Source organism: Desulfonatronum sp. SC1 (assembly GCF_003046795.1).
GTDB lineage: Bacteria > Desulfobacterota > Desulfovibrionia > Desulfovibrionales > Desulfonatronaceae > Desulfonatronum.
In genome coordinates, this window is sequence record NZ_PZKN01000033.1 from 20,411 (window position 1) to 44,279 (window position 23,869).

General features: G+C 56.1%; 17 protein-coding genes. All 17 read right to left on the bottom strand.

Translation table 11 applies throughout. The features are described from left to right. Nucleotides 1–15: 15 nt before the first annotated feature. Nucleotides 16–999, bottom strand: coding sequence for a hypothetical protein (locus tag C6366_RS19380; protein WP_146164879.1), 984 nt, complete (start codon nt 997–999; stop codon nt 16–18). Between the two features lie 821 nt (nt 1,000–1,820). Next, entirely contained in the window at nt 1,821–2,174 is a 354-nt protein-coding gene (locus tag C6366_RS20520; RefSeq protein WP_107739513.1) for an ATP-binding protein, read from the bottom strand. 79 nt (nt 2,175–2,253) lie between these two features. Beyond that, nucleotides 2,254–11,478: an InlB B-repeat-containing protein gene (locus tag C6366_RS15445; RefSeq protein WP_107739515.1), complete on the bottom strand. Its 9,225-nt coding sequence runs from the start codon at nt 11,476–11,478 to the stop codon at nt 2,254–2,256. Between the two features lie 346 nt (nt 11,479–11,824). After that, nucleotides 11,825–13,891, bottom strand: a complete 2,067-nt coding sequence (locus C6366_RS15450) for a sensor histidine kinase (protein ID WP_107739517.1) — start codon at nt 13,889–13,891, stop codon at nt 11,825–11,827. Continuing rightward, complete coding sequence (locus tag C6366_RS15455) at nt 13,888–14,595, bottom strand: response regulator transcription factor (protein ID WP_107739519.1); 708 nt, start codon at nt 14,593–14,595, stop codon at nt 13,888–13,890. The genes C6366_RS15450 and C6366_RS15455 overlap by 4 nt, the downstream gene beginning before the upstream one ends. 313 nt (nt 14,596–14,908) lie before the next feature. Then, the gene (locus C6366_RS15460) at nt 14,909–15,517 is read right to left on the bottom strand and encodes a hypothetical protein (protein WP_107739521.1); all 609 of its coding nucleotides are present in this window, start codon (nt 15,515–15,517) and stop codon (nt 14,909–14,911) included. Nucleotides 15,518–16,369: 852 nt separating this feature from the next. After that, the gene (locus C6366_RS15465) at nt 16,370–16,804 is read right to left on the bottom strand and encodes a pentapeptide repeat-containing protein (RefSeq protein ID WP_199221531.1); all 435 of its coding nucleotides are present in this window, start codon (nt 16,802–16,804) and stop codon (nt 16,370–16,372) included. A gap of 1,043 nt (nt 16,805–17,847) precedes the next feature. After that, nucleotides 17,848–18,291, bottom strand: a complete 444-nt coding sequence (locus tag C6366_RS15470; RefSeq protein WP_158269818.1) for a DUF1566 domain-containing protein — start codon at nt 18,289–18,291, stop codon at nt 17,848–17,850. Nucleotides 18,292–18,334: 43 nt separating this feature from the next. Then, nucleotides 18,335–18,721 (bottom strand): pentapeptide repeat-containing protein, encoded by a 387-nt coding sequence (locus C6366_RS15475; protein ID WP_199221532.1) that lies wholly within the window; start codon nt 18,719–18,721, stop codon nt 18,335–18,337. A gap of 224 nt (nt 18,722–18,945) precedes the next feature. Continuing rightward, on the bottom strand, nt 18,946–19,371 hold the full coding sequence (locus tag C6366_RS15480; protein WP_107739525.1) for a hypothetical protein: 426 nt from the start codon (nt 19,369–19,371) through the stop codon (nt 18,946–18,948). A gap of 190 nt (nt 19,372–19,561) precedes the next feature. Continuing rightward, nucleotides 19,562–20,002: a DUF1566 domain-containing protein gene (locus C6366_RS15485; RefSeq protein WP_107739527.1), complete on the bottom strand. Its 441-nt coding sequence runs from the start codon at nt 20,000–20,002 to the stop codon at nt 19,562–19,564. Between the two features lie 45 nt (nt 20,003–20,047). Further along, a complete protein-coding gene (locus C6366_RS15490; protein WP_107739529.1) occupies nt 20,048–20,305 on the bottom strand; it encodes a pentapeptide repeat-containing protein in 258 nt (85 codons plus the stop codon). 576 nt (nt 20,306–20,881) lie between these two features. Then, nucleotides 20,882–21,175: a hypothetical protein gene (locus C6366_RS15495; protein WP_107739531.1), complete on the bottom strand. Its 294-nt coding sequence runs from the start codon at nt 21,173–21,175 to the stop codon at nt 20,882–20,884. Nucleotides 21,176–21,616: 441 nt separating this feature from the next. After that, the gene (locus tag C6366_RS15500; RefSeq protein ID WP_146164880.1) at nt 21,617–21,961 is read right to left on the bottom strand and encodes a hypothetical protein; all 345 of its coding nucleotides are present in this window, start codon (nt 21,959–21,961) and stop codon (nt 21,617–21,619) included. Nucleotides 21,962–22,124: 163 nt separating this feature from the next. Then, nucleotides 22,125–22,475 (bottom strand): hypothetical protein, encoded by a 351-nt coding sequence (locus C6366_RS15505; RefSeq protein WP_107739535.1) that lies wholly within the window; start codon nt 22,473–22,475, stop codon nt 22,125–22,127. 70 nt (nt 22,476–22,545) lie between these two features. Then, on the bottom strand, nt 22,546–22,998 hold the full coding sequence (locus tag C6366_RS15510; RefSeq protein ID WP_158269819.1) for a DUF1566 domain-containing protein: 453 nt from the start codon (nt 22,996–22,998) through the stop codon (nt 22,546–22,548). Nucleotides 22,999–23,105: 107 nt separating this feature from the next. Continuing rightward, nucleotides 23,106–23,869 (bottom strand): cation:dicarboxylase symporter family transporter (locus tag C6366_RS15515; protein WP_146164882.1); only part of this gene is annotated, 764 nt, incomplete at its 5' end.

Consider the following 23,869-nt stretch of genomic DNA (forward strand, 5'->3'; position numbering starts at 1 on the left):
GCCGGTTCGCTCCAATTACGGTCTTTGCAGCCTGAGATTTTTTGGCGCCAGAACCAGCGTTGAATCCGGCCCGCGTTGGGTGCCGGGGCGAATGTAATTCCGTTGCACGACTACGGCGTAACCACAGGCTGCGGCGGCTTCCGGCGAGCAGGGGGGGATCATGCTTTCTTTGACCGACAGGCAATGCCCACCGGTCAGAGCTTCCAGGCCGGAACAATTCCGCGTGATGTAGTAGACGTAGAGCTTGTCGGCATTCCTGACCTTGCCCGCGTACTCCTGAGCCGTGTCCCGAAGCTGGGCGTCGTTGATGTTTGCGATGCCTTTCTTGAAAAGGGAATCGTTGATCGACACCCCCGTATATGATGCGTTTCCGGTTCGCGTGCCCAACGTCCCCACGACGGCGTAAACCTCTCCATTGTCCAAAGTAAGGGGGGGGCCCAAATGATATGTGGTGTCCTGCGTATCACCGAGACAATTCATTCCGATCTCGGTGCACAGCGGCCCGACAAGATTCATGGGAGGAACCTGTAAATCCTGAATAGTCGCTGAACGATCCGAACAGTCGGCCGCGGCGCAGGGCTGGCCCCACTTATGGCCGACCTCGGCCATAAGCCTGTTCATCTCAGGCTTCAACCAGTCCTCGCGATTCGCGGTTCTGTTTTGAAGGACCACCGGCGGGTAGGGGGCGGGGTTCCGGGTCTGGTTGGCGTCCCGGATACGGAGCACGGCGAGAGGTGGACTGTTTCTCCAGGTATCCGAACGCGTACCGGGTCTACCGGTATCGAACGGCATGGAATAGCGCAGCAGGATCATGAAATCGTCGGCCTGTTCGTGGACCCCCGTCCGGACCGTGGGTGGCAGCGGCTCGGTAAAGACGTGCGCGTTGTCCGTTGCGCCGCGCCCCAGGGCCGCCCGGACCGCGGCGTCCATGTTCCTGTCCGGGGTGACGATGAAATAGCGCTCCTGATCAAAAGCAGCGCCGGACTGTCTTTCAATCACGACGTGGTTGATGCTGTTGCTCAGACTGGAAAAAATCTGAACACGCTTGGGGTTCTTGGGGATGGTCCCAAAGAAGGTTGGAAGTCGAAAAGGTGCAGTCGATGCCAAAAATTTGTACGGAAAGCTGTTCGTGTTATACGTTCCTTGGCGTGAAAAAAGATAGGTCTGAAATCCGAAATAGGCGGCTGGTGGAGGAAGAATGCCAAAGATGAGGATTGCTTCCGACCTGTCGAAGCGAAATGTCGCCCCATATCCATCCTTGCTTGGACCGAATGCATTATACGTCGCCGCGTCTCTGAACTCATTTTCCCAATACGGAACAGCGGGCAGCACATACGGGGCCGCCGGATTGTTTCCATAACAGTTTTCCATCACGCGATATGAATATTTGCAGTCGTCAATGGTATACAGCTTGAGGTAGCCACGCTGCACTTCATATCCTTGCTCCGTCAGATCAGATATCAGAAGCTGGGCCTTGTTTTCAATGAAATCAGGGAGATTCCGGTGTTCCGAGGAGCTATCGCTGGTTAGACAGCCGCTGATGAAAAAGAGGGAACCAATCGTCAAAACCAGAAGACGTGTTCCACGAGCCAAAACGACGGAAATCATGTCGCCCCCCCCTTGATGTCTCTTTGATGTTGGAATGATCCAATAAATCAGCCTTTCAGGCCTGGGCTGCGTGGCCGATTACCCATGCAGCAAGAGTAGCATAGCAAGCCAACATATCACAAACATATTAAAACGGGAAAATGCGAAAAAAATGGGGACGGCTCGATTCAGTCGAGCCACCCCCCATGCACATGCGATATGGACCAGGGCCGTTATTTCCGCGGACCGCCTTTGCGCGGAATCCTGACCGTGAACCGGGCTCCCTGTTCAATGTTCTCCACTTCGATGCTCCCGCCCATCCGCTCTTCCACCAGCTTTTTGGCGATACCCAGGCCCATGCCCGTGTGGTAGCGGCCCTTTTCGCTATAGAAGTCCACAAAAATCTGTTCCAGGGGCCGGGATGGTTCATATTGCTGGCGAAACAGGTTGACACTTTTTTTCCGTAAAAATGGGGTTGGGCTGGTTTTCCCATGCTGAAAATTGTCAACCAATTGCGAACAATCCCCGCATTTGACTGCTGCCAAAAAAGTGAGCGGCCTCCGTGCGGTGTGCGGAGACCGCTCCATGTGGTATCATTGCAGGGGACAGTTCTGCCCGTTCTCCGTCCTTTGACGTTTCATGGCCCCGATAACGGGGCGACGTGAACTACTCATCGCTCAACAGCAGCATCAACACGCCGGGAAGGCCGGCCGCCTTGCGGAAGTGGGCGGTCAGGTTCCGGTCGCGATGGGCCGGGAAGGTGTATTGGGCGTTGGTGGAGACAGGTATGCCGGCCTCGGTCCATCTGGTGAAGATGTAGCCATTCCGGGCTGTTGCATGAACCGTCACGGGCTGGTCATGGTCGTATTCTCCGCCGCCGCTTACCGTGCCGCCCTGTTCCGGGTCCGCCAGGACCAAGATCTCGTAGGTCTCCTGGGCCTCGCTGAACATGGCCACGGGGTTGAGATTGCCCGTAACCGTGAAGGTGTACATTGGGTCCAGCGAAATCACGACCGAACCTGCCAGCCAGTGCGTAAACACCCAGCCAGTTGCCGCATTGGCCCGAACCATGGCTTGGCTGCCATGGACATGTACTCCGCCGCCGCTGACCGTACCACCCTCCACTGGAGAAGCCGTTGGCGTAATGGTGTATTCCTGATCAAATACGGCTTGCACCGTGCAGTTCGAGGTTATGGAACCCGTGGTATAGATGTTCTCGGCCAGGCTCCCATTACATCCGGAAACAGCACGGATCCTGAACCCGGCATTTGGTGTCACGGTGAACGTGGTGACAGTTCCGTGGGCGACGGTCCGGCTGGCCGGATCGATGTTTCCACCCGTGCCGGCGGTGCCGGATACTGTGTACGTTTGAAGCGTTGAAAACTGCTGATTCTCTCCATACGCCGTCCCTGCCGCATTCGTGGCAAAGGCACGCACATAATAGGTCGTGCCCGGAGTCAATCCGGTAATACTGGCAGTGAAGGCCCCGGTGGCCGTTGCTGCGCCCTTATCGTCGCAGGTGTCTGCCGTGGTCGGGTTTTCCGTGGTGGACCAGCACACACCGTGGGCCGTGGGGTTGAAACTGCCCAGGCTGGTCATGTTCCCGTTGCCCGTTGCCGTGGTTGAGCCGATGTCCGTTACGACGCCGGTGGTCACGGTGGAGGTGATGGCCGTCCACTGCGCCACCAGGGCTATGTTTTCCTCCGGCATGGTTGCCGGAACGGCCGGGTGCCAGCCGGCGAAGGTGTAGCCGGTGCGGGTTGGGTCGGCGGGTGCGGTCACCGGTGTGCCGGGGGTCTGGGTGATGGAGTCGATCAGGGTGCCGCCGGCGCTGAGAAAGGAAATGGTGTACTGGTTTGCGCTGAACGTGGCGGTTACAGTACACGATTCGGTAATCGCCCCAGTGCGATAGATGTTTCCGAGCCGTAATCCCTCGCAACCGGTGACCTCTGCAATGGAGTGTCCGGCGTCGGCGGTGACCGTAAAGCTGACCTCCTCCAGATAGTCCGCGGTATGGGTTGTGGGACTGATGCTCCCGCCTTCTTCGGTGGTGCCGGTCACGGTGAAGGTTTCGCGTGCGACGAACTCCACCTCGCCCCCGTATCCCGTGCCCGCGTCATTGGTGGCATAGGCCCGGACGTAATAGGTCGTGCCCGAGGTCAATCCGGTAATGCCGGCCGTGAAGGCCCCGGTGGCCGTGGCCTCCCCGCCTTCCGTGCACGTGGCGCTGCCAATGGCAGGGTTCCTGGTTGTGCTCCAGCACACGCCGTGCTGGCTGGGATCGGGAGCACCCAGGCTGGTGATGTTGCCATGGCCCGTGGCCGTGGTCGGGGTGACGTCGGTCACTGCCTGGGTGGTCACCAGGGGAACGTCAGTCCGCGTTCCGCCCCTGAGATACGGGTAGCCGCTGTTGGTGACCCCGTCCATGGCCCAGATGCCGTCAAAATCCCACGCGGTTGTCAGCCCCTCGGTGGCAGTATCCGTGAAGGTGGCAATGCTTTGCATCATTGCGGTGACTTTTCCGGTGGCGCCGATGCCCGAAACCTGGTTCGATGCCTCGCTGTCCCAGAAATTATCCGCATAGGTCGGATCATTGCCGTCAGCACCGACAAAACCGTTGGCCGTCAGGGCGTCGCCGTCCTCTACAAGCACCCTGCCGATGCTGAAACTGGTTGTGATTGTGCCACCCAGGTTCTGGCCGAAAAATCCGCCAAACGTCGTTCCGGTGAAGTCGCTCGCCCGGGTGACATCGCCGGTGGCGTAGCTGTCGGTCACGGAGCCCCCGTCGCTGTTGCCCAGCAGGCCGCCGGCCCGGCTGTTTGCCGTAACCGTCCCAGTGGCGTAGCTGCTTGTAATGTCGCCCGAACTCCTTCCCACCAGCCCGCCGACCCGGCTGGTTCCCGTAATCGTCGCGGTGGCGTGGCTGTCCGCGATGGCGCTGAAATTGCGGCCCACCAGACCGCCGACGGCAGTGGATCCTGTTACTGTTCCGGTGACGAAGCTGTTGGCAATGGATCCTTGGTTCTGTCCCACCAGGCCGCCGACCCGCTGATTCCCGGTGACATTCACGTTGGTCAGGCCGAGATTCCTGATGAGGGAGTTTTGCGTGACTCCGAACAGCCCCCGCTCATGGTCGTCGGGCCGGTTGATGAACAACGCGTCGATGGTATGACCGTCGCCGTCGTAGAGGCCGCTGAACGGGATCGAGATGTTTCCGATGGGCGTCCAGTCGCCGTCGGCCCAGCCGTTGGTGGCAGCGGCGTTGATGTTGGCAGTCTGCCGGTAGTGCGCGGCCCAGCGTTCATTCTGGTCCGGAGACGGCACCTTGTCATTGGAAGCCGTGATCCAGTTGAGGTCTTCCAGCGTGGCGATCAGGTAGGGCTCTTCCGACGTGCCAGCCCCAGCGGGTTGCGTGATGTTGGTCGTCCATTTGGCCAGGAGCGTGGTGGCTTCGGTCCGATCCCAGGTTCGGGCGCTGGCCATGGCCGCCGTGTAGTATTGGGTGTCCTCGTCGTTGAGATCGAGGAAGTAGCCGCCAAAGGTGTGTCCGACCCAGGTGGGGGCCGTGGCTGCCGGCATGGCTGCATCGAAGGTGGCGGTGACGCCGGCGCTGCCGCCGCTGCCGCCTTGACGGTCGAAGGTCACGGTGGAGGTGATGGCAGTCCACTGCGCCACCAGGGTCAGGTCTTCCGCCGGCATGGTGGCCGGAACCGTCGGGTTCCAGTGCGTGAAGGTGTAGCCCACTCTGGTCGGATTGGCAGGTGCGGTTACCGCTGTGCCATAATCCTGGGTAATGGGGGAGATCTCGCTACCGCCCGCGCTGTCAAAGCTCAGGGTGTGGCTGTTGGCAATCCACCTGGCATACAGGGTTAATGAGGCATCCGTTGTATAGACTTCGCCGGCGGCATGATCCGTGCCGCTCCCATTGGCCTGCGTGTTCCAGCCGGCAAAGGTGTGGCCGGTTCTGGCCAGGCTGCCGGTGTTGGCGGCCAAGGTCAGGTTTTGACCCTCGACCTTGGTCTGGTTATCGGGCGCCGTGCCGCTGGTCGCGTTGTTGGGGTTATAGCTGATCGTATATTCGTGAAGCGTGGTGAAGGACGAGTTCTGGCCGTACCCTGTGCCCGCCGTATTGGTGGCATAGGCCCGGACATGATAGGTCGTGCCCGGCTCCAATGGCTCCATTCGGTGGAAAAAAAGCCCAGTTTCGGAGACCGGCCCCTGTCTGCTGCAGGTATCATCCACAGTGGGATCTTCCGAAGTCGCCCAGCACAGCCCGTGCTGGGTGGGGGAGTCCACGCCCAGGTTGTCGATCCTGCCGCGCCCGCCGGCCCAGTCCGGGCCGATGTTTCGCACGAACCGGGTTGCCACGATGGGCTTATCTTCGCATGGATTTTCATCGAACTGCCACAACAGGAAGGGATAGCCGCCGTTGGCCTGCAGGCAGATGCCCCAGATTGCGGCGGGGGGATTGAACGCATTCCAGCCAAGAACAATGGGCCAGGCCGCGTCAAGCCCTTCCGTGGCCGTGTCGTCATAGGTGGCGATGTTTTTCATCGCATCGCCGAGCTTGGCCGTGGCGCAGATGGCGCTGGTCTGGTTCGACGCCTCGCTGTCCCAGAAATTATCGGCACAGGTGACGGAACCCTCCGTGCTGCCGACAAAACCGCTTGCCGTCAGGGCCTCGCCGTCCTGTACAGACACGCTTCCGGTACTGTAGCTGTTTCGGATCGTGCCGCCATTATTCAGGCCGCAGAATGCGCCAATCATTGTTTGGGTGCTGCCGCTGGTTCGGGTGACATTGCCGACGGCGTAGCTGTTGGTCACGACGCCGGCCAAATTGTTGCCCACCAATCCGCCGACCCTGTTGTTCCCTTTGGTCGTCGCAGTGGCATGGCTGTTTTCGACGGTGCCTGCATTTCGTCCCACCAGTCCGCCGACAGCAGAATTTCCTGCCACTGCACCGGTGACGAGGCTGTTTTTGACAGTGCCCTCATTGATGCCCACCAGCCCGCCGACACGTTCATTGCCGGTGATGTTGACATGGGTCAGGCCGAGGTTGCGGAGCTCTGCGCTCGCTCCCGCAACACCGAACAACCCCTGATTATTGGAGTCGGGATTGGAGTCGGGACGGTTGATGAACAGTCCGTCGATGGCATATCCCTGACCGTCGTAGACGCCGGTGAAAGGCGTCGTGCTGTTGCCGATGGGCGTCCACCCGCCGTTCTCCCACTCGAAGGTGGGAGTGGCGTCGATATCGTCCGTCTGCCGGTAGTGCTTATCCCACCTGCCTGCATCCGCGGCGATCCAGAACAGGTTTTCCAGTCCGGCAATGCGGTAGGGATTTTCGGCCGTCCCGTTACCTTCGGCCGGTGAGGCGCCGCGTGTCCACCAGGCATACAGGGTGGCGCCTTCGGTCAGGTCCCAGTTTCGGGCGCTGGCCATGCTTGCGGTGTAGTATTGGGTGCCACCCCCGTTGGGGGCCGTGAAGTAGCCGTGAAAGGTGTGCCAGGGCCGCGTGGGGATGGCGGCTGCGGGCATGGCTGCGTCGTAAACGGCCGTGACGCTGTTACCGTCGCTGCTGCCGCCCTGATGGTCCAGGGTTACGGTGTACTGGTTGGCGATCCACCTGCCATACAGGAACAGGGAAACATCCTCGGCATAGCTCGCACTGGCGTCATACTGCGTGCCGCTCCCATCGGCCATGGTGTTCCAGCCGGCAAAGGTGTGGCCGGTTCTGGCCAGGTTGCCGGTGTTTCCGGCCAAAGTCAGGTCAACACCCTGAACCTTGGGCTGGTCCTCCGGCGGCGTGCCGCTGGTCGCTCCGTTGGCGTCATAGCTGACCCGGTAGGCCGTGGTGAAGGTCCTGTTCTGGCCGTACCCGGTGCCCTGCTCATTGGTGGCAAAGGCCCGGACATGGTAGGTCGTGCCCGGCTCCAACTCCAACATGGGGGCCGTGAAGTTCCCGAGTTGCGTGATTGGCCCCAGGCGATTGCAGGTATCCGCCACAGTAGGATTTTCCGTGGTTGCCCAGCACACGCCGTGGTCCGTGGGATTGCTGGAGCCTAAGCCGTCGATCCGGCCGCGACCTCCGGCCCGATTCGAGAGGATATTCTGCACGGGCCGGGTCGCTACGCCGGGAGTGAGGCACGGATTCTCATCGAACTGCCACAACAGAAAGGGAAGCCCGTCATTGACGCCAGGACAGATGCCCCAGTAGGGGCCTTCGGGCATTTGTGCATAATGTTGTCTCCAAAGAAGGTACGGAAAATCATTCAAAAGCTCAATGGTGATCTCAGGACCTTCAGTCCATCCTTCGACAATTTTCCATCCGGCATTGCTGTATGTACTGAATTTGCGCATATCTTCCGGACTTTTTGCAAAACCAAGTGTGTCGCTCGTACCGCTGTCTTCCACACTCCAGATGTTATTGGGAGGAAAGAAATCAAGCCAAGGAATGAGGGCGTGTCGGCCATGAATCGCGCCGGTAGAATCTGCTTGTCCTATGACTCGGCCAATAGCGTAGCTATGCGTTGGATGTTGCCAACCACCAGTATCAAAACCACCATGCAAACCACCTACAGATTCTTGCCCAGTGACTGCACCGGTGGCATAGCAACTATCCGCCCAGCCTTCACCGTAACCTAACAATCCGCCCACACCCGGAGTAAATTGTGAAGGTGACAGTCCATCTAGAATTGGCCTACTGTATAAATCATCAGGGTCATCAATACCTGTCACGTTCCCAGTAGCGTAGCTTGCAAACACTCTGGAACGGGTGTTCCTAAAATTTTCTCCTACCAATCCACCAACCCGGTAATATCCAGTAACATGACCGGTAGCATAGCTGTTTATCAACAAATGGGATTCCCAAATTCCAACCAAACCACCAACCCTACTTTTCCCTGTCACTGAACCCGTTGCATGTGTCCTTAAAAAAACGGAGTAATCAGCATGACCAAGCAGGCCACCGACGTTTTGAAAACCAGTAACATCACCTGTGGCATAGCTGTTTTTTACAAATGCCATGTATGAAGAACCGATCAATCCGCCTACAAAAAGGCTATCAGGAGCACTCACCGTTACATCGGCATGGCTATCGCTGATCATTAAACGATTCACAGAAACTAATGGGGGGTATTGATATAAATTCTCTATATTTCCCACAAGCCCACCAATGCTTTTACTAAAACTGCGGTCGTATCGTGGATTTGCCCAAATTTTACCTGTTGCGTAACAGTTTGTTATCATGCCTTCTGTTCTATCCGTACTATCAGTTACAATTCTACCCGCCAGTGCGCCAATATCTGATTCTGCTTCAATATCTACATCAATCAGGCCGAGGTTTTTGATGCTGGCGTTGTTCCACAGGGTTCCGAACATGCCTTGGGGTGTATAAAAGGTATTTTCTATGTCATCGGATCTATATTTATGATACCAAAAATTGGCGCGGTTGATGAACAGCTCGCTTATGGTGTGTCCACCTCCGTCGTAAACGCCGGTAAAATTTGCGATGGGCCGCCAGCCGTCCTTGAAATTATCAATCCATTTTTCCCTCCAGAGGAGGGTGACGTCCGTCCTGGTGGGCGAGGCATCGATGTCGGCCGTCTGGACGTAGTGTGCCGACCATCTCGCGTCACGGTTCGGAGTGGGCACATGGTAATCGTCGGCTGCTATCCAGTATAGATTGCCCAGCGTGGCTATCTGATAGGGATTTTCCGGAGTGCCGTCCCCTGCTGACGGCGGCTCGCCGGTGTGCTTGTTCAGCCAATAGGCATAGAAGGTGGCATTCGCGTTCAGATCCCAATCCCTGATGCTCTTCATGCCCGAGGTGTAGTATTGCGTGCCGCGACCATGGGGTTGCGTGAAGTAGCCGCCAAAAACATGGTTGAAGCGCACCGGCGGGGCGGCGGCAGGCATGGGCGAACCGGCCACTGCGGTGACGCTGTTGCTGTCGCTTCGGCCGCCTTGCAGGTCAAAGGTCACGGTGTAGGTGGGGGCTGTAAACGTCCATTCGGCATAAAGCGTGATTGAAGTCTGTGCCGTATAGGTCGCGCCCGCGGCATATTGGACGCCGGTGCCGTCCGGCTGCGTATTCCACCCGGCAAAGCTGAATCCGTGTCTGGCCAGATCGCCGCTGTTCGTGGCCAGGGTCAGATCCTGGCCGGGGGAGCTGGTCTGATTCGCAGGCGCCGTGCCGCTGGTGGCCCCATTGGCGTGATAGCTGACCGTATAGCCCGAGGCCGTGGTGAAACTGACGGCCGGGCCATATTGGACGCCTGCCTTGTTACGGGCAAAGGCGCGGACATGGTAGGGCGTGTCCGGGTACAAACCCGTCATCTGCGCCGAGAAGCTCACGGCGCCCCCGGCCGGACCAAGATCGTGGCAGGTATTCTCGAGGGTCGGCAGGGTCGATTCCTGCGAAGTTGCCCAGCAGAACCCGTGAGAAGCAATGGCTGATTTGCCCAGCCCATCAATGCTCCCGTGCGCCCGGCCGCCATCGGCAACGCTGTCTTGCACCGCCTGGGTGGACACGGCGGGGAGGTCCCCTGAACACGGCGACTCCTCGAACTGCCACAACAAAAAGGGATAGCCGTTGTTAACGCCTTCGCAGATGCCCCAGACATTACTGGTTTGCCCCACCCACCAGCCTTCATGACCAAGCAGGACTCGACCACCTGTCCATCTGGTCCTCACGAACTTGGATGGCTCCTCCACCCACCAGTCTCCCCAACGAAGGAATTCACTGTTGTGCTCCTCCCACCATCCATCGACAATAAGCCAGGAGGTGGCAAGCCCATCCGTTCCCGTGTCGTTGAAGGTGGAGATTTGATTCAACTGCGCTGTGGTTTTGGGCGTTCCCTTGCCGGTATCGCTCTGTCCCGTGGTCGATTGATCATAGAATGTGTTGTTTATTCTGGTTTTATGAGGATGGTGAACAAGTCCGATCAGACCGCCGACGTTGGTGCCTTCCGTCACCGCTCCGGTGGCATAGGCATTTTCCAACACTGTCCCTTCCGGAGTTGCTGCTTCACTAAGCCCCACCAGACCGCCGACCATGCTGGTTCCACTCACCGCACCGGTGGCATAAACGTTGGTCAAATTGTAGGCATTCCTGGCCACCAGTCCCCCGATCGCGGCTCCGCCGCTCACCGCGCCCGTGGCATAGCTGTTGATGATTGACCCGCGGTCATTGTCTCCCACCAGCCCGCCCAGTGCATTGTCTCCGGTTACGTGGGCGGAGGAGTGACATTGCATTACAAGACCGTCATTCTTTCCAATCAGCCCTCCCACGATATTTCGGCCGTGCACCCGGCCCGTGGTGTAGTTGTTGACGACATCAGCGCCATAGCTGCCAACATTCAATCCGATGAGCCCCCCGACATAATCTCTGCCGGTGATGTCGACATCGATCAGTCCAAGGTTCTCGATGCGGCCGTGACCGGCATAATAATCCGTTATGCCGATCCCCGAGGCGTATCGAATGCCGGCCGTGCTTCCGAAAAGGCCTTGATTATCCGCGCCGGGCCGATGGATGAAGAGATTGCTGATGGTGTGCCCCTGGCCATCGTAGTGGCCAACGAACGGGACAGTGGCGCCGATGGGCGTCCAGCCTCCGATGCCGCCCCCGTCAACCCAGCCTTGCGTGGGTGCTGCGTCAATGTCCGCGGTCTGGATGTAGTGCGCGTTCATTCTCCAGGCGAGGCTTGGCGTGGGCACCACCGACTCAGGAGCCGCAATCCAGTAAAGATTTTCCAGCGTGGCGATCTCGTACGGAAACCTCTCCGTACCTTCACCCCCCGGCGCCGGCGGCGTGGCGGTCTGGGCCATGGACGGGGCCGCGGACAACAGGAAAGACAGGGACAGCAGGATGGCGAGCAGGACTTGTCGCATGGGAAACTCCTTCGTCGATTGGCAGTTCGGTAGCCGAAGAACACTGGGCTGACGGAGATGAAATTCGTACGAGATAGAGTACTGTCTGTATCAGGCGAAAATGTCACGAACATATCAAAACAGGGAAATGTGAAAAAAAATTTTGGGGGGAAGGTGGGAAAGTGGGAAGGTAAAAGATGATGCTGGGATGGGGGGATTGAGGAATTGAGGAATTGAGGAAATGGGGTTGAAGAAGGGAGATGCTGGAATACTGGAATTGAGGTATTGGGATTGAGGAAGGGAGATGTTGGATGGGGAGATGGGTGAGAGGGATGAGGGATGAGGCACTGGTCTTCGCCGGGCAGGCTCAGAGACCGGAGGAGAGAAACGTTGGGGCTTTATGTGGCGGACCACCTTTGCGTGGGATCCTGACGGTGAACCGGGCTCCCTGTTCAATGTTCTTCACGTCGATGCTCCCGCCCATGCGCTCTTCCACCAGCTTTTTGGCGATGCCCAGGCCCATGCCCGTATGGTAGCGGCCTTTTTCGCTGTAGAAGTCAACGAAGATCCGTTCCAGGGGCCGGGCGGTTATGCCGCCGGCATTGTCTTCGACCCGCAGCACGATCTGGTCCGCGGTGGCGTCGTGTTCCAGGGTGATGGCCATTCGGGGCTTTTGGATGTCGCGCAGGCTGAACATCTCCAGGGCGTTGCCGGTGAGAACCATCAGCACGTGGGCCAGGGCCGACGGGTGCCCGGTGAGCGAGAGCGGTCCGGGGTGGTCGTGGCGATCAACCGTTGCACATGTGGACACGATCTGCCCGTTGAGCATGTCCAGAACCTGGTCCAGCACACGGCTTGGGTCATAGTCTTCGCCAGGGTGGTCGGCAGAGAAAAAATCCTGAAAATCGCGCACCGTGTCCGTCATGTGCCGCAGGCCGTTCTGCATGGCGGGCAAGAGGTCATCACGGATCACGGGGGCATGGTCCCGGATGTCCGGGGCAAAGCGAAAGTACGTGCGCAGCTCGGTCAGCTGGGCTCCCAGACGAGCCAACGGAGCGCGCCATTGGTGGGCCAACATGCCGATGGTACGACCTATCGCGGCAAAGCGGGACTGTTCCAGCAGCAGCAAATCAAGCCGGGCCAGTCGCTGCACATCATGACGGGCCAGCATGCCCAGGGACAGGACCAGGACCGTCATATGCAGAATCACTACCAGGGGATGCAGCAGGATGATGGAGGATAGGTCGTGGATGTAGTTTTTATGGAACATCGAGGCCAGCGTGGCGGAGGCAAGGAAAAAAACGACATGACCCAGGAGGTAGAGCCAGGCGTGATCGAGCTTGCGGATCACGGCCAGAATGCCCGCCACCAGGAACGTGGCGCCCGCGGCTCTGCCCACGGCGCCCCAGAACGGGCTGAATCGGATCAGTTCCGGCCACCACGCCGCCAGGACATTGGTTGCCACCGCGACGACCAGCACGCCTTGCAACCCGCGCAGCCAGCGGTGGACCCACGGCATGGTCCGGGCCATGTCCAGAAAGGAGATGGAAAAGGAAATCAGGCACACGACGGCCAGGAAAACGAACGTTCCGGCCGCGGCGACCCATACCTGGGCCGGAATCCCCAGGTCGGCGATCCGGGGGCTACCGTGGACGATGAGCATATAGAGCAGAAAGCACAGGGCGTAGGCCGCCAGGATCAGGAACCACGGCTTGCGGTAGGTCAGCCAGAAGAACAGCATCTGGCCCATCAGGGCCAGCATGACGCCGCAGTACAGCCCCAGGATCATGAATTCGCGCAGGGTCTTGCGGGCAAAAGCGGCCTCGGTGGCCGCGATCCAGTCCGCCTCCATCAATCCCGCGGTTTCCAGGCGGGCGAGAATGGTCCGGGTTTCCCCCGGAGCCAGGGTGACGGGCATGTTGGCCAGGCGGTGGATGATGTCCCGGCGCGGATCCCTTGGCTCGAAAAAGCCCAGATCCCGATGTTCCAGGAGTTCGTTTCCGACCAGGACGAACACGGTCAGATGCGCGAGCAGCGGCCGCTGGTTGTACAGGATGACCGTCCTGGGCAGCGGGCCGGAATTGACCAGTTCCAGCCGAGTCCAGATCGGATGCTGGAGATACCCCGGCCGGGGCATGGTCAATGGTTGCCACTCTTCGGCGGTCAGGGCGGTCTGCCAGGTCCGTCCGGATTCGGGGTCCGGCAAGGTATCCATCCAGTTCAGCAAAGGGGCCGTGTCTTCCAGGTCGGCCAGATCAAAGCCAGGGGGCGCGGCCAGGGCCGTGCCGCTGGCTGGAACAATATTCATGAGAACGGTTGCGGCAACGGCCAGAATGTAGGGCCGGAAGCTGCCCAGGAAGCAGTCCAGGCAGCTTCGCGAAAAAAAGGAAAGCCGCCTCGATGCGGCGCGGTGGAGCGAAGGCCGTCCGATCATGTCGATTCCTCTTCAGCTTGCGGCAGCATGTAGCCCAAATCCCTGGAGCTGACCACGGTCTGATGCCCGATCTTGGCCCGCAACCGGCTGACCAGATTGCGCAGGGCGTCCAGACTGAGTTCCTCACCCGGGGCCATTTCGTGGCAGATCCGATACGGCTCAACGGGTATGCCGCGGCGGCGTAGCAGATAGTTGAGGAACTGCCGCTCCTTGGAGGTCAATTGCACGGCGTTTTCCCGGACCAGGGCCACTCCTGTGGCTGGATTGAGAACGACTCCCCCGGCCAGACGCACCTCCAGGCGATCCCGGTTGCGCATCTCTTCAACGCATCGAATCAGGGCATCCTGTAAAGCGTCCAGTTCCACCGGCTTGATCAGGTAGTCCATCAGCCGCAATTGCACGGCCTGGCGCATGAAGGCCGGTTCCGCGTGACCGGTCAGGATCAGCACGGGCAGGTCCGGGTCGGTCTTTCGGATCAAGGCGGCCACCTCCAGGCCGCTCGGTCCGGGCATGGTGATGTCCAGGATGGCCAGATGCACGGCCTGGGCCGCGAACAGGGCCAAGGCCTGGCTGCCGTCCCCGGCTTCCAGCACCCTGCTGAAGAACATGCCCAAGGTTCGCGTCAGCGACGCCCGTGCTTCCGCATCATCCTCGGCCAGGAGAACGGTCATTTCCCGCAAGGGAGCAAGGCTATCGGTGCTCATCGTGTATGGGTCAGTTTATCTGAGCGAATGTGGGTCATAAGCTCTGAGCGTTGGGGGTTGGCCCGCATTCATCGCGGCCACGAACTGGTGCGGCCCCAGGGAGCGTCTCACCTCACTACCCGGCACGGACGGGGCACGTGGCTGGCGTAGGTCTTTTTTCGTAAAGTTGATGCCAAGAGCCTATTCGTGGCAATTGCGACTACACCTGCCGGACTTTGTCAGGCCCGGCTGCGGACCACCATCATTCCACTGCGGGAAACGGAAATCCCGTATTTCCTGTATGAGGAAATTATTTCTGGCGAACAACTCAAATTCAGTTATTGATTGCTGCTTCACGCTCTTTACGCTTTTTGTGTTTGAAATATGTTGTATACGCTGTTCCGACGGCAATGCAGAGCAGACTCATATCAAAATAGAAATAATCCGGAAGCAAGGATGGATAGTAGAGTCGAAAGGCATTCAGGAAAGTCGGCACAAGGAGCAGGATGCCCCAGAAAATAGCTATGGATCGGCAAGTACGGATAAGCCCCTGATCATTCCATCGTTCTTTCGGCAATTCGGCTCGTGCGTACTGTAACGTGAAGGGTTTGCCGATAATAATGGTGAACCAGACAATGCCGGCCAGGAAGGCGTTGGCGATGACAGCCATGTGCGTGGCCAGCCAATACCAGTTGAACCCGTAGAAGGATACCACGCAAAAAAGGAAAAAGAGCCACGTTCCCCAGGTTAATATGAAGCCTTTACGTAGATCTTTCAATGAGGTCACCGTTGCGACGACCAGACAAACAAGAACGGCTCTGCGTAACGGTTCCCAGCCGTCCGTGGGTAAGAGGAGGAAAAGTATCCAAGGTAGGAAGCCGAGAATAAATTTTCCGATTTCCTTGAGTTCATGGACTATTACGGATTTTTTGCTGTCGGGCATGGTGGTTGTATCCTTCCTGCTTTCGAGATTGGGTTTGGGAACAATGTGGTCTTCACGGGCCTAGTTTTTCGGCGTTTTCACACAAGCATCCATGTAAAAATATGCTGGATTGTATCCACAAGATCTGATGCATCCTTCAAGGTCGCCATTATATTTTTTCAAAACATTCACAAGATATCCGCAATAATGCTCGCATCCGCCCTCACAGCATTCTTTGCACGCGACGGACATTCCACATGCTAATCGGCATTCAGCTTTCTGTTTTTCCGTCATGGCTGAAGATGGTGAAGCAAGGGTGAACGTGAGAAATAGGGCCGCGAAAATAATCATAATGGTTCGCATATAAATCTCCTTGTGCAAAAAAAAATCAAAATATATAAAAAATATTATCTGCAATTCATATATCTAAAGTGCGAAGAAGCTTTTTGACAATCAAATATGCAAGAATACATTACATCTTGAGAGTGTCGAGAGTTTTCATATGCAGAATGCCTTATAAGATCTTTGCAAATTTCCTCACAATTTTCGCTTGTGCAGCATAAATTGCAATATGGTCTTGTGCTGCATTGAGCAAGACAAGCATTTTTTTCTTGATCACTGTATGCAATTGCTGCAGAATAGACGAAGATTGTAAAAAATGATTGATAGAATTGGTGTGAAAAAGCGCATGATGGTATTCCTCATTTTTGTTTGGTGTTGTCGTTTCTCTCAGGCCAATGTTGGCTCTACACCTTTAACAGGCAACCCCGCCAGGCAGAGCATGAATGTAATGGTCAGGATTGTCATGGATGTTTTGATGATGCCGTGCGCGCTTAACCTCCCCGTGGCTTGATTGTTGTCGATAAAATATGTTCACTTGCACTCACCCATAGACTTCGGCTTGCATCGTCTGCCGTCCGTCCATGTGGCTGCGCTCAGGTCGGCGTTCGCGAAATTCGCGCTGTCCACGTTTTTTGCGTCCCGCAGGTTTGCGGCGAGCAGGCTTGCGTGGATCAGCTCCGCACTTCCAAGATCAGCTCCGCTCAGGTCGGCGTTATACAGATTGGCGCGGTAGAGTTTGGCGCGGGACAGGTTCGTCCCGGACAGATTGGCCCGGGAAAGCTTGGCGTAGTGCAAGTTCGTGCCAGACAGGTCGGCTCCGGACAGGTCGCACTCCTCGCACTCCTTCGTGTTCAGCAACCTTGCCAGATCCTCTTCGACCCACGCCCCGGCCTGGCCCATGGACAGCAGACAGACCAATGCCGCCAGTGCCGTTATTGCCCAAATTTTTCTGCTCCACGTATTCACGATGGTTCTCCTTTCGGTTTCATCTCGAAAGTGTTGAAGATTGATGATGTCCGGCCATTAGAGCATGCCGGGCTCAATCCTTGCCTTGGGAGTTTTTCAACGGATTGTTTACGCGGTGATTACATACACCAGGGAAAATCAGATCACCACGGACCGGTGGATCTACCCGTACAGTATTGAAGTCTGAAATGTCTTGGTCTTGGTTGATCAGAGCATTCACGAATGCAATCATCGTTGCTCCCTGGATATAATTTCATCCTTTTAAGTTCGAAGCAAACCTGTTCACAAGTTTCCGCCTTACAGCAACGTTGGCACTCGAAACTATGCACACTTAAACCGCAAATTTTAGAGCAGTATTCGTTGTCTTCATCGCTCAAGGCAATCGCCAAACTATGAGTGAAAAAAAATAATAATAGTACAAATGTAATAGATGCAGTTGTCCGCATAAGAGTATCCTTTATATAATACAATTGTTGATGATGTCAGTGCAAAAATACCGTCTGCTGAATAAAGTATCTTTTGAACTCCAAACCACAAATTTAACTTCCCGGCCTCTAAACACTGGCTGCCAACCAATTTTTGTTTGCAATTGCCTGGTGCAAAATGTCTTTTGCACCAGGTCTCGTGTTATTCGCTGCAGGCGTTCCTAAAGCATTCTTCCATACAATTTTTGTCTCCTGGCTGCGGCATGTGTAAAGGCGACTTTTGCTTGCATGCCCACATGCAGGTCTGGCACGGGTCTTCCGGTGGAATGGTTACACTCTTGGTCAGGTCGGACTGGGGAGCGGAACAGAAGCGCTCGCACGAATTCTTGCATTTTTTGCGATCATTTGGCCACACCAAATAACAAGACTCGTAACACAGTTCACAATGGGTCCTTTCCTGTGGTGAATCCGCATTTTGCGCATGGATGAAGGAGTTTGGCAGGCAAAGCAGTATAGCCATTACAATAATTGCAAGCAGGGATGTATTCAACTTGATCATGGCATGTATCCTTTATGGAAAAATTATATTATCACGTGAAAAAAGTATCCAGTCATCAATCAAAAGTTGCGAATGGCTATGCATTGATTAGTATCATTTTTACGTTCAATCGGCATAGGTCCAGGATTTTTAAGATCTATTGTATAGGCATAAGTATCATCATGAGGGTCTGTAGTCGAAGACCATGTCCATACTGGCACATTCAATGGATACTCTTTTAAGCAGGGAGATTTAACCAGGGCATAGTAATCATCATTGCTTGGGACTCGCCAGTCGCTATACCCGGCAATGACCAGGCTGGAAGTAACTTGCATGCAGCTTTCCCAGATATCCGGCCAGCATGCTTCCCGAACCATGATCCTGTTTTTTGCATCCGTCAGTGTCCCGTCTCCATTATTCACGCACCCCTGGGCGAAAGCCGTCCCGGACATGACCATCCCGACCAGGCAAAGCGTCAATGTGATGGCCGCGATTGTCGTGTGTGTTTTGATGTTGCGCTGCATGTTCGTTTTCTCCCATGGTTTGCTTGTTGACGACAAGTTCCACTCACTTGCACTCGCCGATGGACTCATTGGTGCACTGTCTGCCGTCGGTCCACGTGGCCCATACCAGGTTTGCGCCGGTCAGGTTGGCTCCGGAGAGGTTTGCGCCGTCCAGGTTGGCCTGATGCAGATTTGCGCGGGTCAGGTTGGCCCCGGAGAGGTTTGCCCCAGGCAACTGCGCCCCGAACAAATTGGCCCCCGCCAAATTCGCCCCGGACAAATCCGCCCCATACAGCAATGCTCCGGACAGGTCGCAGCCACTGCACGCATTCGTGTCCAGCAGCTTGTCCAGATCCTCTTGCTTCCACGCCCCGGCCGACCCGATGGTCAGCAGGCAACCCAGCGCCGCCATAGCCGTTACCGCCCAAATCTTTCTGCTCCAGATGTTCATGAGAAACCTCCGTGGTTGAATGATGATGTTCTTCTGTTATAATGCACGATCCATGCTAAAAAAATAAATAATTCCAGTATTTTTGTAAAAAGCGCCAGCCAGTTTAAGCTCCACTGTTTGCACTCATTTTGTTGGCGCTGGTAATAAAAATTTTATGATTTAACATGTTGGGTTGTGTTTGGTAGCTACGTCAACAATATCAACAATATTGGCGAGACAACGCTTCAGCGGTACTCAATTTTTCCTTTTTCGAAGAGCATTGCGCAGGCCTGTCCTTGACTCACCCCGGCATATAGGTCGAGGCCTACTAAAGGAAAGCCGTGCAATGGCGAGTTGATCCCTGTGCCGTTTATTTCCTTTTTGCACAAAAATTTGGCACCTATATCATTTTGATGAAGCATTGATTCGCATATATACCGCAAGTCATTAGCTCTTTGGTCCGCTATCCAGTAATTGACCGTGATCTTATACCACTCGCCCCAATTCAGACCAAAGCCATACGTATCATTCACGATGACCTCGCAGTTGATTGTGTTGTCAGGTCCGCCAGACCAGTGCTGGCTATACGCCTCGCCGGACATGACCAGCCCTGTCAGGCAAAGCATAAAGGCCAGTGCTGCTTTTCCGAAAAATAGTCTCCACATTTTCATGATATTCCTCCGTTGTTGATTTTAATATTATTCTGCTATAAAATCACTATCCATTCCAAAACAAAAAATATACAATTACAATATGCAAATAATAACGAATATGTTACGAAAAAATCGCGTACTCCGGATAACTTTCGCTGTAGTGTTATATATCCGTTTCATTCTTATGAAAATGAAGAAAACAAGCACATCACTTCGCTTGACGCACGGCCCGTACATAGTACCCATTCCCACGAGGCTGCCAAAAATTTCCGCCTGAAAAATTTACGGCAAGTGCAACGCCTGTCTCGTGTGCGTAGATAGTAGATGACCAATACCAATAAGGCGCCACCGTCATTAAATTCTTGCACGGTGAATCGTACAGGCCCAGCAATTCCTGTCCGTCCGGCAGGCGCCACCCGGTGTGCCCGTCCGGTGCAAAATGAGATGCAGTCTTCTCAGCGCCCCACCAGTCATGGGTTTGGTCCGTATTCTTTTGCCATACCAGTCCAGCGCCGTTGTCCGTCACGGTCCCGTTTCCATTGTCCACACATCGCTCGGCAAAAGCCGTGCCGGACATGCCCATCCCGACCAGGCAGAGCGTCAATGTGATGGCCACGATTTTCGTGTACGTTTTGATGCTGTGTTGCATGTTCGTTTTCTCCTGTTTGGGTGTTGAAAAGTCCTTAAGATGCAATTACTTGCATTCGCTGATGGAGCCCTGGGCGCACTGCCTGCCGTCGGTCCATGTGGCCCCGGACAGGTTGGCTCCTTTCAGGTTGGTCCCGGCCAGGTTGGCCCCGGACAGGTCGGCTCCGATCAGGTTGGCATCACTCAGTGGGGCCCCGGCCAGTTCGCAGCCACTGCAGGCATTCGTATCCCGCAGCTTTTTCAGATCCGCGTGATCCCACGCCCCGGCCTGCCCGACGGTCAGCAGGCAACCCAGCGCCGCCATAGCCGTTATCGCCCAAATCTTTCTGCTCCAGATGTTCAGGAGAAACCTCCGTGGTTTGTTGTTGATGTTCTTCTGTATATAATGCACGATCCAAGCCACAACAAAAAAGCATAATTCCAGTATGTTGCAAAAAGTTGCCAACCAGTTCACAGCGCACTGTTTGCGCCTATTGCGTTGGCAGTGCCAACATTACTGGCGGGGTCGGCTGGCACGGTCCGGCTGGCACGGTCCGGCTTGCACCGACCAGGGCGGCGTGGCCGTCACGAAACTTGCCAGCAGGATAGATGGCGGTGATGAAACAGCGTGGCGACACGTTTTCACCTTCATGCCTGGAAATGAGTTTGTCTTTTGATCCCGGCCCGGCTGGCCCAGGGGAGGATTGGCCGGGATGAATGCGAACAGATGATTGCCCCGCGACGTATCGTCTCACAGCGGGTTGAACTCCGCCAGACCGTCCAGTGGCACGTGCACGACCGTACCCGCCGGGGCCGCCAGATCCACGCCCCTATGCCGACCGGCCCTGCCGCCGAAAAGGCTTTGGCAGGGACACCAGCGCGGCTCCTCCCGTGTGCCGTACTAGCCGCGGAGGACCAGATGACACCGGGCAGACGGCACCGGAGATGCAAAGCGCGGTACATGGCGACCGCTGGTATTGCCCGGTCCGCCGCGAGCGTCGCCGTGCCGGGCAATCGCCAGGGGCATCAGTTCCGCGACTGAATCCCCCGACTGAGGCACGAACGCGCTGACGCCGACATGCGGGGCGAGCCGGGCCTGAACCGAGCGTTGCTCCGGCGTGTCTTCAGGCACGGGAATGCCGGACAGGTCCACCAGGTTCATCATGTGCGCCTGGGAAGCAGGGAAGTTGATCACTCCGTCATCTCCGGATGGTTTTTTAGCGCAAGAGAGCTCGTCTGTTATAGCAACGGGTAGCTGTAATAATCGCTATATCGTTGTTGAATGAGGTCAGTAATTGCTCAATAAGCACGGGCACCATGGCATCAGGATACTGTGCTGCCTGGATATCGGCCTTCGCCGGTATGACGGAATGGATTGCCGTGTTGGCGATTTACCGCAGTAGTCGCCCCGGCGCAGGCCGGGGTTCAGGTGTTTTGGTGTGGTTCACTTGCCCGTAGTTATTGAGCAGGTACTGAGGTCAGTGCAAAAATTCAAGTGTTTGAGGAGCTTGGTGCAAAAAGTGTTTTTTTGCACCAAGCAGTGGTCAGTGTTGAGTGGCTAGTGCCCTAGTAAAACAATATGTTGCCGGAAGTCCATAAGGCATTTGGTTCGGATCAAAAAAAATGCACTGACCTCTTAAAAGGGTACAATGCCGCTCGTCGTATCTCCGGTACCCATGTCTTTCGATTTGGTACTCGGCATTGTGTAGTTAACCACGACCATGCCATTTTGGATATAAACATTATTTATAGTGTAACCATAGCTTCTTATACAGCCTGGAATCTCATAAGCAATATCAACGGTCGGGTTGGGTATTGCGTTTCTGCATCCCCAGGCACGCAGGTCAGTTCTCATGCAGTCCATTCCGGAATCGGCATCGGCCTTTGGCACAGTGAGCACACAGAACAAGACAATTGAGGCAAAGAGCATACCTGACACAAAACAAAAGATACCGTTAATCAGTTTTTTTTCTCCCATCATTTCCTCCGGTTCAGTGGTTGAACCACCACTTTTTAATTGTTTGAATGCCCTGGGTAGGCCCCCAGTACTGAAACACGATGTCACGCCATGATGCTTTTCATTCGATCGCGAGGCGATGCCGAAGAATGTCTTTCAAATATCGATATGACTCTAACGGTCATCCTCATGACATTCCTTGCACTCTGATGTCTTCGTCATACCCTGCGGCGGGCCGCCGGCCTTCCAGTGCGGGCAGTCGAAATCCCGGTTGTCCTGCTTGAGGCAATAAGTTTCTGGCCGTCATGCATGCGTCGAGACAGTCCATGTTCCCCGGAGGGCACAGATCCTCGCAATTGTCCTGGTTTGCGTCGCAGGTCTCCAGAATGCTGCTGAACTTCTCGTTGCAGCAGTCGATGCAGACGAACAGATCCGGACAGCCGTGGATGCAGTCGATGTAGGTGCCGGTCGCGGCATGAAGGTTGGGCGTTGCCATGAACAGCAGGGCCAGGGTGGCGGTCAGGGTCAGTTTCCTCATTTCCTGTCTCTTTGAATGGTTAAAGGGTGTAGGCTTTCGAAATTCTCATCCGCATAACATACCGCATCCCTCACCGCGCTGTACGTACGCCACGGGCATAGTAGACCGAATACTCAGTCCAGATAAGGTCGGATTGTCCATCCCTGAAGTGAACGAGCCAGGCCACGAGGCGGCTGATTGCATTGGTTTCGGTAGTCGACGACCAGTATGGGTCTTTGAGTACGGTCAATAAATCCTTGCATGGAGAATTAAACAGTCCCGTCAATTCCTGCTTGGTCGGCAATCTCCAGTCTGAATACCCACCCTGTGGACGACTTTGAGCATAACTCATGGCAGCATTCCAATCCATTGGTCCAGCCGTCTCCTTTTGCCAAACAAGTCGATTGGCCTTATCCGTCACGGTCCCATCCCCGTTGTCCACGCACTGCTGGGCAAAGGCTGTTGCGGACATGATCAGTCCGGTCAGGCAGAGCAGGAAGACCATTGCCGCTGTTCCATAAAGCTTTCTCCACGTTTTCCTCATGACGTTCCTCCATGGTTGAATTGGGTGATGATGTTTCCTATATAGCACGATCCATGCCATGCAAGAAACAATGTTATTCCAATATATTGTGAAAAAAGCCAACCTTTTCAAGCTTCACTGTTTGCGCCCATTTCATTGGCATTGCCGCCATTGTTGGCGGAATCGACTGATGCGGTCTGGTTTGCAACGACGAGGGCGGTCAGGCCGCTGCTGAACAAGGTCTGGACCGCGGCCGAGAACGGAGTCATGACGGTCAGCAGGGCGTAGCCCACTAGGATCGCGGGCTCCACCGGAAGGCCCAGGGGGTCGCAGATGATGGGCAGAAGCAGAACATGGGACATGGCCAGGGCCCCGGTGGCGGCCACGGCGCTGAGGGCCGCGCCGAAGACGATGAACGCGTACTGGGCAAGCGTGAACTCCACCTGGAAGACCTGGCCGATAAATATTGGAACCAGGCAGAAGAAGATGGTGAACCCGCAATGACAGGCCATTAAAAACAGAGGGAAGGCGGCCATGGCCTGGTCCTGATCGAGTCCGGGCGGCATCCCGGGCTGCCTGTCGGCAAGCCCACGCAGCGCGTCCATGCCCAGAGGCATGGCCACGACGCTGCTCCGGGTGGAAAAGGCCAGCAGGATCATGGGCAGAAATCGGTTGACCAGGGTCTTGAAGGGTTGGTGCAGCCTGAATCGCAACACGGCCACGCCGAAGATCAGAGGCGGGATCAGGGCCAGGGCCATCAGGCCGGTCAGCCGGAAAATCGAGCCAAGCATCTCCATGCCCATGCGGGCCGTGAAGTCCAGTGTCAGCAGATACAGGGCCGCTGGCAGCAGATACAGGGAGGCCCGGACCATTCCGGTGAACACGCCCTGCA

Bases quoted from the DNA above. Each gene is read 5' to 3' on its own strand.
- C6366_RS20520 (WP_107739513.1), bottom strand. From the start codon at position 2,174: ATGGAGCGGTCTCCGCACACCGCACGGAGGCCGCTCACTTTTTTGGCA.
- C6366_RS15445 (WP_107739515.1), bottom strand. From the start codon at position 11,478: ATGCGACAAGTCCTGCTCGCCATCCTGCTGTCCCTGTCTTTCCTGTTG.
- C6366_RS15450 (WP_107739517.1), bottom strand. From the start codon at position 13,891: ATGATCGGACGGCCTTCGCTCCACCGCGCCGCATCGAGGCGGCTTTCC.
- C6366_RS15455 (WP_107739519.1), bottom strand. From the start codon at position 14,595: ATGAGCACCGATAGCCTTGCTCCCTTGCGGGAAATGACCGTTCTCCTG.
- C6366_RS15460 (WP_107739521.1), bottom strand. From the start codon at position 15,517: ATGCCCGACAGCAAAAAATCCGTAATAGTCCATGAACTCAAGGAAATC.
- C6366_RS15470 (WP_158269818.1), bottom strand. From the start codon at position 18,291: ATGCAGCGCAACATCAAAACACACACGACAATCGCGGCCATCACATTG.
- C6366_RS15475 (WP_199221532.1), bottom strand. From the start codon at position 18,721: ATGAACATCTGGAGCAGAAAGATTTGGGCGGTAACGGCTATGGCGGCG.
- C6366_RS15480 (WP_107739525.1), bottom strand. From the start codon at position 19,371: ATGAAAATGTGGAGACTATTTTTCGGAAAAGCAGCACTGGCCTTTATG.
- C6366_RS15485 (WP_107739527.1), bottom strand. From the start codon at position 20,002: ATGCAACACAGCATCAAAACGTACACGAAAATCGTGGCCATCACATTG.
- C6366_RS15490 (WP_107739529.1), bottom strand. From the start codon at position 20,305: ATGGCGGCGCTGGGTTGCCTGCTGACCGTCGGGCAGGCCGGGGCGTGG.
- C6366_RS15500 (WP_146164880.1), bottom strand. From the start codon at position 21,961: ATGATGGGAGAAAAAAAACTGATTAACGGTATCTTTTGTTTTGTGTCA.
- C6366_RS15505 (WP_107739535.1), bottom strand. From the start codon at position 22,475: ATGAGGAAACTGACCCTGACCGCCACCCTGGCCCTGCTGTTCATGGCA.
- C6366_RS15510 (WP_158269819.1), bottom strand. From the start codon at position 22,998: ATGAGGAAAACGTGGAGAAAGCTTTATGGAACAGCGGCAATGGTCTTC.